The organism is Actinocrispum sp. NPDC049592 (assembly GCF_040675465.1).
Classification (GTDB): Bacteria; Actinomycetota; Actinomycetes; order Mycobacteriales; family Pseudonocardiaceae; genus Kibdelosporangium.
Genome location: NZ_JBFAPA010000027.1, coordinates 20064 through 36064 on the forward strand (window position 1 = coordinate 20064; position 16001 = coordinate 36064).

Below are 16001 nucleotides of genomic sequence, written 5' to 3' on the forward strand. Positions count from 1 at the left end.
TCCTTCTGGAGAGGAACGATCCACTGCACCACGCTCCCGACGTTGCGGCAAGCGGTTCACTCTTCCGCGTCTGACGTGCTAAACAGGGGGTTACAGAAAATTTGAAAACGTTTACTTGAATTGCCGGAGGTGCGCGATGGCGCGCAAGTCACCCTCACAGCTGCGGAGCGCGCGTTGGTACAACGGGGAAGGTCTGCGCTCGTTCAGTCACCGCACCCGGACCCGGCAGCTGGGCATCGGCGCGGAGGAGCATCTGGGCAAGCCGGTGATCGGGATCCTGAACACCTGGAGCGAGATCAACCCGTGCCACATCCACCTGCGCGAACGGGCCGAGGCGGTCAAACGCGGCGTGTGGCAGGCGGGTGGGTACCCGGTCGAGCTGCCGGCGAGCGCGTTGTGCGGGGAGACGTTCCAGAAGCCGACCGCCATGCTCTACCGCAACCTGCTGGCGATGGAGGCCGAGGAGCTGCTGCGGTCCTACCCGGTCGACGGCGCGGTGCTGATGGGCGGCTGCGACAAGACCACGCCCGCGTTGCTGATGGGCGCCACAAGTGCCGGTATCCCCTCGATCTTCGTTCCGGCCGGGCCGATGCTGCGCGGCAACTGGCGCGGCCGCACGCTCGGCAGCGGCAGCGACATGTGGCGCGCCTGGGATGACAAGCGGGCGGGCCTGGTCGACTCGGCGCAGCTGGCGGAGCTGGAGGACGGCCTGGCCCGCTCCCCCGGTCACTGCATGACGATGGGCACCGCGTCGACGATGACGTCCGTCGCCGAGGTGCTCGGGATGACTTTGCCTGGGGCGGCGTCGATCCCGGCGGTCGACTCCGGGCACTCGCGGATGGCCGCGGCGAGCGGGGCGCGGATCGTGGAGATGGTGTGGGAGGACCTGACCCCGGCCACTTTGCTGACCCCCGAAGCGTTCACCGACGCCGTGGTCACCGTGCTGGCGCTGGGCGGGTCGACCAACGCGGTGATCCACCTGATCGCCATGGCCGGCCGGGCCGGGGTGGCACTGTCGCTTTCGGACTTCGACGAGATCGCCCGCGGCGTGCCGGTGCTGGCGGACATCCAGCCGAGCGGCCGGTTCCTGATGGAGGACTTCTACTACGCGGGCGGGTTGCGGGGGTTGCTGTCCCGGTTGACGCCGTGGCTGCACCTCGACCGCCGGGTGGCCAGCGGGTGGACGCTGGGCGAGTCGCTGGCCCACGCGGAGGTGTTCGACGCCGAGGTCATCCGCCCGCTGGACAACCCACTGGCCAAGGAGGGCGGGCTGGCCGTGTTGAACGGAAACCTCGCGCCCGCCGGGGCGGTGATCAAGCACATCGCCGCCGACGAACGCCTGTTGCGCCACACCGGGCCCGCGGTGGTGTTCGACTCCTACGCCGACCTCCAGGCGCGGATCGACACCGTCGAAGCCACCGCGGACTCGGTGCTGGTGTTGCGTGGATCAGGCCCCCAGGGCGGCCCGGGCATGCCCGAGCACGGCATGATCCCGATCCCCAAACGCCTGCTGCGGCAAGGAGTCCGCGACATGGTGCGGATCTCCGACGCGCGGATGAGCGGCACCAGCTTCGGCACATGCGTCCTGCACGTGGCACCCGAGTCGCACGTCGGCGGCCCGCTCGCCGTCGTGCGCGACGGCGACCTGATCACCCTCGACGTCCCGGCCCGCCGCCTCGACATCGAGATCAGCCCCGAGGAGCTCGCCGCCCGCCTCGCGACCTGGACCCCATCACCCGACCGCTACCCGCGCGGCTACACCGCGTTGCACGCCGAGCACATCCTCCAGGCCGACGAGGGCTGCGACTTCGACTTCCTGGCCGCGCGCGGCGAGACCCCCGAACCCGACGCGACCTGACCTCAGAACGGGCGTGAGTAGTTCTTGGGAGTGTCGCACCACAGCCGCTCTTCGCCGAAGTAGCCGCAGCGGGTGATCCTGATCCGGTCGATGCCGCCGACCCGGTCGGTGCTCAGGTCGAAGCGGAAGCTCTTCGGCGAGGCCTCGTAGTCGGTCGACCGGGACTGGATCTCGACCTTGGTGGCGAGGTTGTAGGCCTCGAAGTACACGCGCGTGACCGTCACCGGCTTCGGGTCGTTGTCGAACGCCGGGTTGCCGGTCGCCACATACCCGGCCACGGTGACGGTCCGGTTGAACCACGTGAACGAACCGTGCGTGTGGTACCAGCTGCCGCTGCCCTCGTCGAAGATCGTCGAGTCCCCGACATCCCCCGCCGACGCCTGTCCCGCGGTGGCCAGGCTCAACGGCAGCACGGCCGCGATCGCCGCGGCCGCCAGTTTCTTCCGCATCCGGTGTCCCCCTTCATGATCGACTGCCCCGAGGGTACAGACACCGCCCTAACGATTCGCTCCCAGTCACCCGGGCTCAGCTGCCGATGCCCCAGTCGCGCAGGATCTTGCCGACCTCGTCGCGTTCCGCGGGCGGGAGTTCGCTGATGGGTGGGCGGACGTCGCGGCGGCAGAGTTCGAGCTGGGCGAGGGCTTCTTTGACGGCGGAGACGTTGTAGGCGTTGCCGTGGCGGGCGCGGAGGTCTTCGAAGGGCTTGAGGCGGCGCCACACACGCATGGCGGAGCCGGGGTTGCCCGCGTCGAGTTCGTCGAACAGCCGCATCGACAACTCGGGCGCGACACTGGCCAGGCCGGAGGTGAAGCCCTCGGCGCCCGCGACCCAGAAGAACGGCGCCCACGACTCGGCCAGCCCGCACACCCACACCAGCCGTTCCGCGCCCCCGAACCCCGTCTCCGCGAGCATGTCCGCGAACGCCATGACGTCCGGCACGGCGTACTTCACCCCGGCGACGTTCGGACAGGTGATGGCCAGTTTCCGGACCGCCGCGCCGGTGATGTGCGGACTGCGGAGGTAGCAGACGACCTTCAGCGACGGCACGGCGTCGGCGATGGCCTTGTGGTAGGCGATCCAGCCCTCGTCGGACAGGTACGGGTGCACCGGCTGGTGGACCATGACCCCGTCGGCACCCGCGTCGGCCGCCGCGCGGGCCATCTCGACGGCGCGCGATACCTCATGGCCGACGCCGCTGATGACAGTCGCTCGACCCTTAACAGTTGCCACAGTGACCGCCAGGGCGCGGTCGAGCTCGTCGGGGGTCAGTGAGTAGAACTCGCTCGTGTTCCCATTGGGTGTGACACAGCCGATCCCGGCGGTCACGGCGTGGTCGAGGACCCGCGCGTAGTCCTCCTCGGCCAGCGCGCCTCGTGCGTCGAAGGGTGTCGCGGTGATCAACACTACCGAGCGAAGCGCGTCCATGCCCTCTTCCCTTCCCCGGAGAAACAATGTAAACGTTTTCGTTATGTTTCCATCCGACCCGCGCGACGGTCAACGCATCGCACGTCGCGCCCGCCGCGCCGGACGCCCGGTACCGATACCGCGTTACATCGGTCGGTAGGATCTCCAGCCAAGTGACGAACGGAGGTGTGCCCGGTGGCGGTGACCATCCGTGACGTCGCGCGCGAAGCCCAGGTATCGGTGGCGACGGTCTCCCGTGCGCTCTCGTCCCCCGATCTGGTCCGCCCGGCCACTCGCGACCGCGTGCTGAACGCGGCCGCGCAGCTCGGCTACCAGCCCAACCGTGCCGCCCGTGGCCTGATCACCGGCCGCACCGGCAACCTCGGCATCGTCGTGCCGGACCTGAACAACCCGTTCTTCACCGGTGTGCTCAAGGGCGTGCAGGCGCGCGCCCGGCAGGCCGACTACTCAGTGTTCGTCGCGGACAGCGACGAGGACCGCGCGACCGAGGAGCAGCTGCTGCGGGCGATGGCCAAACAGGTGGACGGCGTCATCGTCTGTTCGCCGGGCATCGACGACACCCAGCTGTACGAGGCCGCGGGCACCACCTCGGTGGTCATGCTCAACCGGCGGCTGCGCGGGGTGCCCGCCGCGCTGATGAACAGCGCCTCCGGCATGCGCCAGATCGTCGACCACCTCGTCGCCCTCGGGCACCGCAAGCTCGTGTACCTCAACGGCCCGCGCACCTCCTGGTCGAACAAGGAACGCCGGCGCGGCCTGCGGGTGGCCACCCAGCAGCACGGCGTCGAGCTGATCGAGCTGGGGCCGTTCCCGCCGCGCTACGAGGGCGGTCTGCAGGCGTGCGACCTCGCGCTTGCCGCGGAGCCGACCGCGATCATGGCGTACAACGACATCATGGCGCTCGGCGTGCTGGCGCGGCTGCGGGACCGGGGCATCGTGGTGCCCGACGAGGTCAGCGTGACCGGGTTCGACGACCTGATGTTCGCCGCGCTCTGCTCACCGCCGCTGACCACCGTCGCGATGCCGCTGATGCCGGCCGGCATGCTCGCGGTGGACCTCCTGCTGGACGGGCTGAACGCGGGCACGACCGAGGTCCGTCAGGTCGACCTCGACACGCAGCTGATCGTCCGCGCCACAACCTCGCCGCCACCCGCCTAAGCTTCACCCCCGTGACCGCTCCACTCGCGCTCCTGGACTCCGCCAGCCTGTACTTCCGGTCGTTCTACGCGCTGCCGGACTCCATGACGGCGCCCGACGGCACCGTGGTGAACGCCGTGCGCGGGTTCGCCGACACCATCGCCCGGATCCTCACCGACCGGCAGCCGGGCCGCCTGGTGGCGTGCCTGGACGCCGACTGGCGGCCGGACTTCCGCGTGCGGGCGTTGCCGTCCTACAAGGCGCACCGGGTGGCCGAGGACGGCGACGGGCTCGAGGAGGAGGTGCCGGACCTGCTGACCCCGCAGATCCCGATCATCCTCGACCTGCTGGACGCGGCCGGCCTGTGCACCGCCGAAGCCGCCGGGTACGAGGCCGACGACGTGATCGGCGCGCTGGTGGCGCGGGAGAAGACCGACCCGGTCGAGGTGATCTCGGGTGACCGGGACATGTTCCAGGTCGTCCGGCACGAGCCGACCCCCGCGACGGTCTGGTACGTCGGCAGTGGCTGGAACAAGGTCCAGGTGATCGGCCCGGCCGAGCTGGCGGCCAAGTACGACCTGCCCGCCGAGGACACCGGCCCCCGCTACGCCGACATGGCCGTCCTGCGCGGCGACCCGTCCGACGGCCTCCCGGGCGTGCCCGGCATCGGCGAGAAGACCGCGGCCAAGCTGATCCGCGAGTTCGGTGACCTCCAAGCCCTGATCGCCGGTGCCACCGCGGGGGACAAACGCATCCCCAAACGCGCCGCCACCAACATCCTCGCGTCCGCCGAGTACCTCGCCGCCGCGCCGACCGTTGTCGCCGTGGCCGTCGACGCCCCCGTCGTGCTGGACCGCGACGACCGCGTCCCCACCGAACCCGCCGACCTCGACCGGTTCCTGGCGATCAAGAAGCAGTGGGGCCTGGGCGCCTCCGCGGACCGCCTCCTGGAGGCCATCACCACGGGCCGGTGATCGCCACACCCGCCACGGTCGCTCCATCTGCTGACCGAGCGGGACGGGGTCGGCAAGGTCCTGCGCGACCGGAGTATCGGCACCTGACCACAGCGACCTACGGCGCTGAGCGGCAGACCGCCGTTCTCGCGGTGGGATCACATCGGCGCTGCTACGCGGCTCGGGAATCGCCCATGGCCCAACGGGAACCCGCCACCCGACCACATCGTCCGCACGGCCGCGGACGCTGTCGAGTCCTGCTCAGCGCTTGATGCCCACGCCCGCGTAGAGGTTCGACCGGGACGCGTCGGCGAGGTCGCCGGGCCGGTCCGGCCGCCACTCGGGGGTGTAGACCAGGCCCGGCGGCACCAGCTCGAAGTCGCCGAACATCCGCAGCAGCTCCTGGTGGGTGCGCGGGAAGATCGGGTCGCGGCTGTTCTTGAACACCTCGATCGCGGCCTGCATGCCCTCGGGCGCGTTGTCCCAGGTGAACGCGGACAAGGCCAGGTAGCTGCCGGGAACCAGCATCGACCGGTACGCCTCGGTCATCGCCCACGGGTCGTCCGCGTCCGGCACGAACTGGACCACGCCGACCATCAGCAACCCCAGCGGCCGGTTGAAATCGATCAGGTCCCGCACCGCGGGGTGGTCCCGGATCGCCTCCGGCTCCCGCATGTCCGCCAGGATCGCCGCCGCGTTCGGGTTCTCGCGCAGGATCATCTCGCTGTGCGCCACCGCGACGGCCTCGTTGTCGACGTACACGATCCGCGCCGCCGGGTTGACCTTCTGCGCGATCTCGTGCACGTTGCCGACCGTCGGGATGCCCGACCCCAGGTCCAGGAACTGCGTGACGCCCTCGCCGATCAGGTAGCGCACGACCCGGTCGAGGTACTGGCGGTTGAGCCGGGCCATGTCCCGCGCGGGCAGCACCTTCAGCAGGTTCTCCGCGAGCTCGCGGTCGGCGCTGAAGTTGTGGCCGCCACCGAGCAGGTAGTCGTACACCCGCGCGGCGCTGGGCACCTCCTCGTCGATCCCGGTCGGTACCCATTCGATCGCCGCTTCGGTCACCCAGTCCTCCTCGTCCACGCCGTTGCCGCCAGGTTAGCGGCGAGTGCGCGGATTTGACCCGGCCGGACAGCGGATTAACACGATCGCGCTACGCATCCGTAGGAACTCAGAAAAACGTGCCACACCAGGCAACCGTGTCACACCCGAACAGCTTGTCCGCGTGGGGAAGCGCCGAGGGGTCGAGGACCTGCAGCCGGCCGGCGGCGGCCAGTTCGGACGGTTTGACCGAACCCAGGTAGATCATCGCCAGTGCGGAGGCGTCCAGCACCAGGGCCGCCGAACCGCTCACCCGCGCCGCCCCGGACGGCGAGATCCCATACGTACCAGTGTTCTCGGGCAGGAACGCGTCGTTGACCTTGATCACCACCGGTGGCGCGGAGCCGTAGGTGCGGGCGGCCAAAGCGGACTCGACGTCGATCAGCCGGATCCACAGCTCGTCCTGCACCACAGCGGTCCGACAGGTCCGCACGTCCTGCAGCAACAACTCGGGCTTCTCGTCCAGCGCACGGGACTCGAAGTACACCTCGCCGACCAGGTCCAGGCCGAGCACGAACCGGACGAGATCGTTGTAGGCGCCCGGGTTCGCGGCCTGCAACTCCTCGACAACGACCTTGTTGTCGTGGTCCGGGTTCGCCGGGTCGGCCAGGGATTCGGTCTTGTACAACAGGTACCCGTCGTCACCGTCCGGACCGGAGTGCACCACCGCGTACAGCGTGGGGTTCGGCCGCAGGAACCGGTTGATCAACGCCCACGCGCCGTCGTCCCGCAGCAGCATGCCCGGCCGGTCCAACCCGATTTTCTCGTACAGGCCAGGCAAAAGCGACACGGCCTCATCGCCGGTGACGAACCGGACCTCACCGGCCCGCGGCACCCCGGGATGCAGGCGAGCCCCGCGCATCCGCAGCTCACGGCCGTACGTGCCCGGCCCGTACCCGAACCGGCCGTAGATGACGGCCTCGCTGGCGTTCAGCGCGGCGATCACATCCCCGCGCGCCTTCGCCTCGGCCAGCTGGTAACGCATCAGCTCGGTGAGCACACCCCGGCGGGTGTGGTCCGCGCGGACACCGACCCGGGACACGCCCATGGTCCGCACCATCCGGCCGCCGGGGACCAGCATCTCGAACACGAACGAGTACGCGGTGCCCACGATGGTCCCCTCCGAGAACGCCGCCAGAAACCGCCCGGGCGCGAACGTGGGCCCCAGCTGCGCCCACTCGTCGTCGGTCGTCGTCCCCTTGTGCAGCGCGCGCCGGAACATGTCCTGCGCGGGCCGGTACTCCGGTTCGTCCAGCACCCGTACGGCGAAGTCGCTCACACCGGCGATCTTCGCACGGCGTGAGCGACCGCTTCGAGCGATTTAGGGTCCGGGGTCCTACTTGGACTGGCTGACCTCGTACTCGGCCTTGTCCTCGGACTTGACCGTGATGGTCACCTTGCGGCTGTCGCCGTTGACCTTCAGCGTGCAGTCGAAGGTGTGGCCGACCTTGACCTCCTGGTCGGCGGGGCACTGCACGTCGCTCGCGTCCTCGTTGTAGCGCTCCTTGAGGATCTTCACGACGCCCTGCTGCACGGCGCTCTGGTCGAGCACCTTCTTGTTCAGGAAGCCCGGCGTGACGAACGCGGTGACCACGAAGCCGGCGACCAGCAGCACGACCACCACGACGATGATCCACACCGTGGCGCCACCGGACTTCTTCTGCGGCTGCGGCTGCTGGCCCGGGTACTGGCCGTAGCCCCCGTATGGCTGCTGTTGCTGCGGCTGGCCGTAGCCAGGGTATTGCTGCTGCTGCGGCTGGGCGTACGGCTGCGTCTGCTGCGGGAACCCGCCGCTGGGCGGCTGTTCCTGGCCGTACTGCGGCTGCTGCGGATACCCGCCCTGTTCCTGCGGCTGGCCGTACTGGGGCTGCTGCGGCTGCTGCTGCGGATAGCCCCCGTACTGGGGCTGCTGTTGCGGGTAACCCGGCTGCTGGGCCGGGAAACCGCCGGCCGGTGTGCCGTAGGGCTGCTGCGGTTGCTGGCCCCACTGCTGCGGATCGTTCCCGCCGGGTGGCCCGTACGGGCTGCTCATGCTTTGCCTCCGGTGTCCTGGTGCAGCCGTTCCGCGAGATCCAACCACAGCCGCACTGAATTCCCTCCCTCGACCCGGCCAGCGTGTCCCAGCCGTGTCTCGCGATTTCTCACAACGTACCCATCGCCACCACACCGCGGCGGATGTCCTGCACCGCCTGTGCCGCGGTGGCCCCCACCGGGTCGCCGGTGCCGAGCACGTCCCTGATCTGGTCCAGCAGGTCAACCACCTGGCGGCACCAGCGCACGAAGTCGCCCGCGGACAGCTCCTGACCCGCGCTTTCGGCCGCGGTCAGGACCCGCTCGAGCGACTCGCCGCGGGCCCAGCGGAACACCGGCCAGGCGAACCCGGCGTCCGGCTGGCGGGTGCGGTCCAGCTTGTGCCGGCGCTCGTCCTCGTCCAGCGACGCCCACAGGCGCGCGGTCTCGGCCAGCGCCTCGGTGACCGCGCCCGGCGGGACGCGGGTGTCCATCGGCCCGTCCCGGCGCGCCTCGTAGACCAGCGCGGAGACCACCGCGGCCAGCTCGGCCGGGTTGAGGGCGGACCACACCTCGTGCCGCAGGCACTCGGCGGCCAGCAGGTCGGACTCGCCATAGAGCCTGGCCAGCCGCCTGCCGTGCTGGGTGACTTCCTCGGAACCGTTGCGGGACAAGTACTGCCGCTCGGTCAGCAGGGCGCGGATGCGGTCGAAGTTGCGGGCCAGCGAGTGCGTCGTGGCCGCTACCTTCTGCTCCAGCTGCTCGGTCTCCGACTTGAGCCGGTGGTAGCGCTCACCCCAGCGCGCGTGCGCCTCACGGTCCTCACAACCGTGGCACGGGTGCGCGCGCAACGCCCGGCGCAGAGCCGTGAGATCGGCGTCGTCGTCCGGACCGGAGCGGCGCTTCGCCCGGGTCGGCACGGTGATCCCGGTGTTCTGCAACGTCGAGGCGAGGTCCCGGCGGGACTTCGGGGAGCGAACGTCTACCTGTTTGGGCAGTCTTATCCGCCCCAACGGCTCGACCGGCTGGGTGAAGTCGTGCACGGACAACCGGCCGGACCACCGGTCCTCGGTCACCACGAGCGGCCGCGGCTCACCCATCGGGTCCAGGCCCGGATCGATCACCACCGCCAGCCCCGACCGGCGGCCGGTCGGCACCGCGATCACGTCGCCCTTGCGCAACCGCTCCAGCGACGCCGCCGCCTCGGCCCGCCGGACCGAGGAGTTCTGCCGTGCCAACGCCTTCTCGCGGTCGTTGAGCTTGCGGCGCAGCTCGGCGTACTCGGCGAAGTCGCCGAGGTGGCAGGTCATCGACTCGGCGTAGCCCTCGAGGGCCTCCCGGTTGCGGTCGATCCGGCGGGACACGCCGACCACCGAGCGGTCCGCCTGGAACTGCGCGAACGACTGCTCCAGCAGGCCGCGGGCGGCCTCCGCGCCCAGCCGCGCCACCAGGTTGACCGTCATGTTGTAGCTGGCGCGGAAGGACGACTTCAGCGGGTACGTCCGGGTCGAGGCGAGGCCGCCGACCACCTTCGGGTCCACGCCCGGCTGCCACAGCACGACCGCGTGGCCCTCGATGTCGATCCCGCGCCGTCCCGCCCGGCCGGTGAGCTGGGTGTACTCCCCCGCGGTCAGGTCGACGTGCGCCTCGCCGTTGTACTTCACCAGGCGTTCCAGCACGACCGTGCGCGCGGGCATGTTGATGCCCAGCGCGAGGGTCTCGGTGGCGAACACGACCTTCACCAGGCCGCGGACGAACAGCTCCTCCACGGTCTCCTTGAACATCGGCAGCAGCCCCGCGTGGTGGCTGGCGAACCCGCGCTCCAGCGCCTCACGCCACTCCCAGTAGCCGAGCACGCCCAGGTCGCCCTCGGGCAGGTCCTTGGTCCGCAGGTTGACGATCTTGCGGATCTCGGCGACCTCGGCCTCGGTGTTCAGCCGCACCCCGGACCGGCTGCACTGCACCACCGCCGCGTCACAGCCGGCCCGGCTGAACACGAACACGATGGCGGGCAGCAGGCCCGCGTTGTCCAGGCGCTGGATGGTGTCGATCCGCGACGGCGGCTTGAACCGCGACCCCCGGACCGGCGGACGGCGCCCGCGCCCGCGCGGGCCGCCCCAGGCGTGCATCCGGCCGACTTCCTCGATCCGGCGGGTCAGGTGCGGGTTGATCCGCGGCTCCCCGGCCGGGTCCTCGCCGGCGAACAGGTCCATCATCCGCGGGCCGACCAGCATGTGCTGCCACAACGGGACCGGGCGGTGCTCGTCGACCACGACGGTGGTGTCGCCGCGGACCTCGACGAGCCACTCGCCGAACTCCTCGGCGTTGCTCACCGTCGCGGACAGGCTGACCAGGCGGACGTGCTCGGGCAGGTGCAGGATGACCTCCTCCCACACCGCCCCGCGGAACCGGTCGGCCAGGTAGTGCACCTCGTCCATCACCACGTAGGCCAGGCCCTTGAGGGCGCCCGAGCCGGCGTAGAGCATGTTGCGCAGGACCTCGGTGGTCATCACCACGATCGGCGCGTCGCCGTTGACCGACGTGTCGCCGGTCAGCAGGCCGACCTTGCCCGCGCCGTAACGGGCCGTCAGGTCCGCGTGCTTCTGGTTGGACAACGCCTTGATCGGCGTCGTGTAGAAGCACTTGCGGCCCTCGGCCAGCGCCAGATGCACGGCGAACTCGCCGACCACGGTCTTGCCCGCGCCGGTCGGGGCGCAGACGAGCACCGCGTGCCCGGCCTCGAGCGCCTCGCACGCCTGGGTCTGGAAGGGATCGAGCTCAAAGGAGAGCGCGGAGGAGAACTCGGCCAGCTCCGGGCTTTCCGAACGGCGTCGAGACGCCTGGTAAGCCTCAGCCGGCGTACGCGAAGGGCGTGCGGCCACGGGTCAACAGTAACGTGCCGGTACGACAGTCGTGGCGGGGATTACTTGACCACGACCTGAAGAGCAGCGGGAACACAGGTGACGTCGAGCGGGAGCGGGCGGATACGTTCGCCGTCGGCGTAGCCGATCCAGCCGCCGTCCACGCTCAGGCTCACCTCACGCGCCCGCATCGTGGTCACCGCGGGGTGGTCGACGTGCGAGCCGGTCCGCAGGCCGGGAAGGATCTTGAGCAGGTCACGGCGGGTGGCACGGCCCACGACGGTCACGTCCAGCCAGCCATCGGCGGGGTCGGCGCCCGGGCAGACCGGGATGCCGCCGCCGTAGAAGGGCGTGTTGCCCACCGCCACCGAGTTCGCCTCCACCTCGAGGGTCTCGGTCTCGGTGCGCACGGTCAGCTTCGCCGGGGTCAGCGCGGCCAACTCGGCCACGATCGCCAGGTCGTAACGGCGCGGGCCGCGCGGCCAGCGCATCCGGTTGACCCGCTCGTTGACGGCCGAGTCGAAACCAGCGCACAGCACGGTCGCGAACCACGTGTCGCCGGCCCGGCCGAGGTCGAACGAGGACCGCAGGTCACGGCGCAGGCCGTCGGCCACGACGCTCGTGGCCTGGATGGGGTCCTTGGGCAGGCCCAGGGCGCGGGCGAGGTCGTTGCCGGTGCCCGCGGGGATGACCGCCAGCGCGGTCTCGGACTGCGCGCACGCCTGGACGGCGGCGTGGGCGGCTCCGTCACCGCCGAGGACGACGACCGTCTCGGTGCCCGCGTCGACGAGCTTGCGCAGCGTGCTGACGGTGTCCTGGGGCGACGTGGGGACGTACTGGTCCAGCTGGTCGACGGCGTCGCGCAGCCGCGCGGAGACCGAACCGGCCACCCGTGCGGCCGTGCCCAGCCCCGATGCCGGGCACACCACCAACGCCGCGCGCATTACGTGACGTCGTCGAAGCTGGAGCCGGCCGGCTTCTCGCTCGGCTGCTCCGGCCTGGTGTCCATGTGCAACGGCGAGACGTCGTCGTCACTGAGCTGCGAGTAGTCCTCCTCGGTGCCCGACACCTTGGCCGCCTTGCGCCGGTCGTGCACCCTCGCGACCTGCACGGAGATCTCGAACAGCAGGCACATGGCGATCGCCAGCGCCACCATCGAGAACGGGTCGGTGCCCGGGGTCGCGATCGCGGCGAACACGAACAGCGCGAAGTAGATGCCCCGGCGCCAGCGCTTGAGCTTGTCGTAGGTGAGCACGCCGATCTGGTTGAGCATGATGATCACCAGCGGCAGCTCGAAGCTCACCCCGAAGATCAGCAGCATCACCAGGACGAACGAGAAGTAGTCGTCGGCCTTGAAGAACGTCTGGAAGTAGCCGCCACCGAAGCCGACCAGGACCTGCAGGCCCTGCGGGACGACGTAGTAGGCCAGCAGCGCACCGGCGACGAACAGCATCGTGGCGAACAGCACGAACCGGCGCGCGAACTTGCGTTCCTTCGCGTACAGGCCGGGCGCGATGAAGGCCCAGATCTGGTAGAGCCACAGCGGGCTGGTCAGCACGGCGCCCGCGCCGAAACCCACCTTCATGCGGACCATGAAGCCCTCGAAGGGGGTCGTCTGCAGCAGCCGGCACGTCTCCTGCGCGGCACCCGGGGCGACGCCACGGGCCTCCGACGGCAGGTCGCAGTACGGCTTGAGCATGATGTCGGCCAGCGCACCGTGCGGGACGATCTGCCAGTCCCACCAGATGTAGCCGAAGATCGCACCCAGGACCAGGAACAGCAGAGCGAGACTGAGCCGGTGCCTGAGGTCGTAGAGGTGCTCTCTCAGGCTCATGGTGCCGTCGGGATTGTGCCGGCGGCTGCGTGTCCGCCGTGCTTCCCGGCGGTCCGGGTCGCGGGCCACCGTGTAACCGTCTTTCGCTAGGTCAGGTCAGCTGGCGTTCTTCTGCTCAGCCTGCGGTGCCTGGCTGTTCTTCAGCTGCGCCTGCAGTTCGTCGATCTGCTTCTGCATCTTCTCGACGTCCGAGGCGGTCGCGGCCTTGGCCTCCGGCAGCTGGGAGGGCGCGGGGTCCTGCGGCCTGGCCGGCGTCGCGGTGGCCTGGACCGGCGCGACGGGCTCCTCGCCCTCGTCCTGGCGCATGCCCTTGGTCTCGGCCTTGATGATGCGCATCGACCGGCCCAGCGAGCGGGCCATGTCCGGCATCTTCTTGGCTCCGAAGAGCAGGATGATCACCACCGCGATGATGATCAGCTCGGTGGCTCCGAGGTTACCCACAGGACTTCCTCCTCCGTTGCCCAACTCACCAGCATGCTACCTGTCAATCACGCTTTCGTGACGGCGCCATGGTCGTTCTTCCGGGCCTTGCGTTCACGGATCGCGACGCCCAAAGCGGCTTTTCGGGCGGTCAGCAGTCCGGTCGCCGCCTGCACCTCGCCGGTGACCTGCTTGCGCGTAATGCCGAGCCTGCGGATGTGACCAGCCAGCGCGAGCAACGCGAGGGCCAAGATCACCAGACCGAGCGCCAGCAACACGGCGACCAGGATGAACGACACGGCCGGAACAGTAGCCTGCTCAGGTTGACTCGAGATTGCCGGCCAGCTGCAGCGCGGCGAGCGCCCGGTTCCGCAGTTGGTCCGCCAGCTCGTCCGGCGCCTCCACCTGCACCTCGCCGCCCAGGCTGAGCAGCAGCCGGACCATCCAGGACCGGTCGGAGTAGCGCATCCGCACCCGCACCCGGCCGCCGTCGAGCTCCTCGGCCGACTCCACCGGGTAGTACTCGGCCACCCAGCGGGCGTCCGGGTCCAGCACCAGGACGGCGAGCCGCTGGTCGGGGCGGTTCTGGAAGAGGCCGACGGACACATCGGTCGGCTCGGCGTACGGCGGTGGCGCGGCCGGCTCGTCCAGCTCGGTGATCTCGTCGATCCGGTCCAGCCGGAACAGCCGCACCGCGTCCGCCCGGCGGCACCAGGCCTCCAGGTAGGACCGGCCCTCGACCAGCAGCAACCGCATCGGGTCGACGGTCCGCTCGGTGATCTCGTCCTTGGACGCGGTGTAGTAGGTGATCCGCAGCGCACGCCTGGTCCGTAGGGCGTGCTGGACGTGCTCGCGGACCTCGGCGTCGCCCTCCCGAACGCCCAGGCCGACCACCACGCCCGCGGGCTGGGCCTGCCCCGCGGCCGCCTCGATCTTGGCGACAGCTCGCCGCACCGCCTCGCCGTCGGCCAGCCCCGGGGTCTTCTCCAGGGCCCGCAACGCGACCAGCAGCGCGGTGGCCTCGGCGCCGGTCAGCCGCAGCGGGCGGCTCATCCCGGCGTCGTAGGCGACCGTGATGGTGTCGCCCTCGAAGGACAGGTCGATCAGGTCGCCGGGGCCGTACCCGGGCAGCCCGCACATCCAGAGCAGCTCCAGGTCCTTGCGCAGCTGCTTCTCGCCGACGCCGAAGTCGGCCGCCGCGTCGGTGATCTTGATGCCGGGCCGGGCCAGCAGGTAGGGCACCAGCGCGAGCAGTCTCGGCAGGCGCTCGGGGGTGCTCATCCGCCGACCACCGCCAGCAGGCGCTCGTGCACCGACTTGCGCAGCACGTCCGGCTCCAGCACCAGCACGTCGGGGCCGAACCCGGCCAGCCAGTTCGCCGCCGACTCCGGGTACAGCAGCTCCAGCTCCACCTCGTCGCCCGGGATCCCGGCGACGGCACGGCTGCCGATCACCTTGGCGCGGCGGCGCACCCCGGTCGCCTTACCCCTGGCCACCCAGATGCGCGCCATGGAGCTCGACGTCGGCTCGCCGCCGGTGTGCGCGACGAAGCCGAGCAGGTCGACCTTCTCCGGCGCCTGCACGACGCCGGGCTCGCCGATCGGCTCGACCTCGCCGACGATCCGGGACAGCCGGAAACATCTCGGCGCCCTGCGGTCGCGGTCGTGGCCGACGACGTACCAACGGCCGCGCCAGGACACCACGCCCCACGGCTCGATGGTCCGCCTGCGCAGCTCGGCCGGGCTGGGGCGGCGGTAGTCGAACGTGACGGCCTGCCGGTCCTGGACCGCGGCCAGCAGCGGGGCGAACGCGGACTCGGTCGTGCGGACCTTGGGCTCCACCGCGGCGGCCGAGGACTGGTCGACGTCCACCCCGGCGGCGCGCAGCTTGATCAGGGCGCCGTTGGCCGCCCCGGTCAGCTCCGGCGAGTCCCAGAGGCGGACCGCGAGCGCGACCGCGGCGGCCTCGTCGGGCTCGAGGTCGATGTCGCCGAGCTCGTAGTCGCGGCGGGCGATCCGGTAACCGTCGGTCATCTCCGCGCCGGACTGGCGGCCGACCTCCAGCGGCACGCCGAGCTCGCGCAGCTCCGTCTTGTCCCGCTCGAACATCCGGAAGAACGCCTCGTCCGAGGGCGCGTCACCGTAACCAGGGACGATCTCCCGGATGCGTTCCGCGGAGAGGTACTGCCTGGTGGACAACAGACAGAGCACCAGGTTCACCAGGCGTTCTGCGCGCGCGACGGACACCCCGAAACCCTAACCCCACCGGTGCGTCCCATGCCCGTACCACTCCGTGCGAACGGACCGTTCGCACGGACTCGTCCACGCCCGGAGATCCGATCACCGGATCGAACACACTTTCGTGTGACTTCTGAGGCGAATGTGACTGATGTGATCCAG

At 70.3% G+C, this 16001-nt stretch carries 15 protein-coding genes; 3 read left to right on the forward strand and 12 right to left on the reverse strand.

What is annotated here, in order from left to right; translation table 11 throughout:
* Positions 1–136 precede the first annotated feature (136 nt).
* Positions 137–1858 carry an L-arabinonate dehydratase gene (gene araD / locus AB0J95_RS47075; RefSeq protein WP_364772830.1) on the forward strand — a complete coding sequence of 574 codons (1722 nt, stop codon included), beginning with the start codon at positions 137–139 and terminating at the stop codon, positions 1856–1858.
* Positions 1859–1860: 2 nt separating this feature from the next.
* On the opposite strand, the gene AB0J95_RS47080 is transcribed toward araD, so the two are convergent.
* Together AB0J95_RS47080 and AB0J95_RS47085 are read right to left on the reverse strand one after the other, a co-directional pair.
* Complete coding sequence (locus tag AB0J95_RS47080; protein WP_364772832.1) at positions 1861–2307, reverse strand: hypothetical protein; 447 nt, start codon at positions 2305–2307, stop codon at positions 1861–1863.
* 76 nt (positions 2308–2383) lie between these two features.
* Positions 2384–3283, reverse strand: coding sequence for a dihydrodipicolinate synthase family protein (locus tag AB0J95_RS47085; RefSeq protein ID WP_364772834.1), 900 nt, complete (start codon positions 3281–3283; stop codon positions 2384–2386).
* Positions 3284–3457: 174 nt separating this feature from the next.
* Here AB0J95_RS47085 and AB0J95_RS47090 point away from each other — a divergent pair, with 174 nt between their 5' ends.
* A complete protein-coding gene (locus tag AB0J95_RS47090; protein WP_364772836.1) occupies positions 3458–4441 on the forward strand; it encodes a LacI family DNA-binding transcriptional regulator in 984 nt (327 codons plus the stop codon).
* An 11-nt stretch (positions 4442–4452) separates the two neighbouring features.
* Complete coding sequence (locus AB0J95_RS47095; RefSeq protein WP_364772838.1) at positions 4453–5394, forward strand: 5'-3' exonuclease; 942 nt, start codon at positions 4453–4455, stop codon at positions 5392–5394.
* A 240-nt stretch (positions 5395–5634) separates the two neighbouring features.
* Here the strand turns inward: AB0J95_RS47095 and AB0J95_RS47100 are convergent, their stop codons facing one another.
* From AB0J95_RS47100 to AB0J95_RS47145, 10 genes are all read right to left on the reverse strand, one after another.
* Entirely contained in the window at positions 5635–6441 is an 807-nt protein-coding gene (locus tag AB0J95_RS47100) for an SAM-dependent methyltransferase (RefSeq protein WP_364772840.1), read from the reverse strand.
* 106 nt (positions 6442–6547) lie between these two features.
* Positions 6548–7756 carry a GNAT family N-acetyltransferase gene (locus AB0J95_RS47105; protein WP_364772842.1) on the reverse strand — a complete coding sequence of 403 codons (1209 nt, stop codon included), beginning with the start codon at positions 7754–7756 and terminating at the stop codon, positions 6548–6550.
* Between the two features lie 57 nt (positions 7757–7813).
* The gene (locus AB0J95_RS47110; RefSeq protein ID WP_364772844.1) at positions 7814–8509 is read right to left on the reverse strand and encodes a DUF4333 domain-containing protein; all 696 of its coding nucleotides are present in this window, start codon (positions 8507–8509) and stop codon (positions 7814–7816) included.
* A gap of 109 nt (positions 8510–8618) precedes the next feature.
* Positions 8619–11369 carry a DEAD/DEAH box helicase gene (locus tag AB0J95_RS47115; protein WP_364772846.1) on the reverse strand — a complete coding sequence of 917 codons (2751 nt, stop codon included), beginning with the start codon at positions 11367–11369 and terminating at the stop codon, positions 8619–8621.
* Positions 11370–11410: 41 nt separating this feature from the next.
* Positions 11411–12292, reverse strand: coding sequence for a YegS/Rv2252/BmrU family lipid kinase (locus tag AB0J95_RS47120; RefSeq protein ID WP_364772848.1), 882 nt, complete (start codon positions 12290–12292; stop codon positions 11411–11413).
* Positions 12292–13182 carry a twin-arginine translocase subunit TatC gene (gene tatC, locus AB0J95_RS47125; protein WP_364772850.1) on the reverse strand — a complete coding sequence of 297 codons (891 nt, stop codon included), beginning with the start codon at positions 13180–13182 and terminating at the stop codon, positions 12292–12294. Before tatC ends, AB0J95_RS47120 begins: the two co-directional genes overlap by 1 nt.
* Positions 13183–13278: 96 nt before the next feature.
* Positions 13279–13623 carry a Sec-independent protein translocase subunit TatA gene (gene tatA / locus AB0J95_RS47130; RefSeq protein WP_364772852.1) on the reverse strand — a complete coding sequence of 115 codons (345 nt, stop codon included), beginning with the start codon at positions 13621–13623 and terminating at the stop codon, positions 13279–13281.
* Between the two features lie 47 nt (positions 13624–13670).
* On the reverse strand, positions 13671–13901 hold the full coding sequence (locus tag AB0J95_RS47135; protein ID WP_364772854.1) for a bacteriophage holin: 231 nt from the start codon (positions 13899–13901) through the stop codon (positions 13671–13673).
* Positions 13902–13920: 19 nt separating this feature from the next.
* Entirely contained in the window at positions 13921–14883 is a 963-nt protein-coding gene (locus tag AB0J95_RS47140) for a YafY family protein (protein WP_364772855.1), read from the reverse strand.
* Entirely contained in the window at positions 14880–15848 is a 969-nt protein-coding gene (locus AB0J95_RS47145; RefSeq protein WP_364772857.1) for a WYL domain-containing protein, read from the reverse strand. The genes AB0J95_RS47140 and AB0J95_RS47145 overlap by 4 nt, the downstream gene beginning before the upstream one ends.
* Positions 15849–16001: the final 153 nt, after the last annotated feature.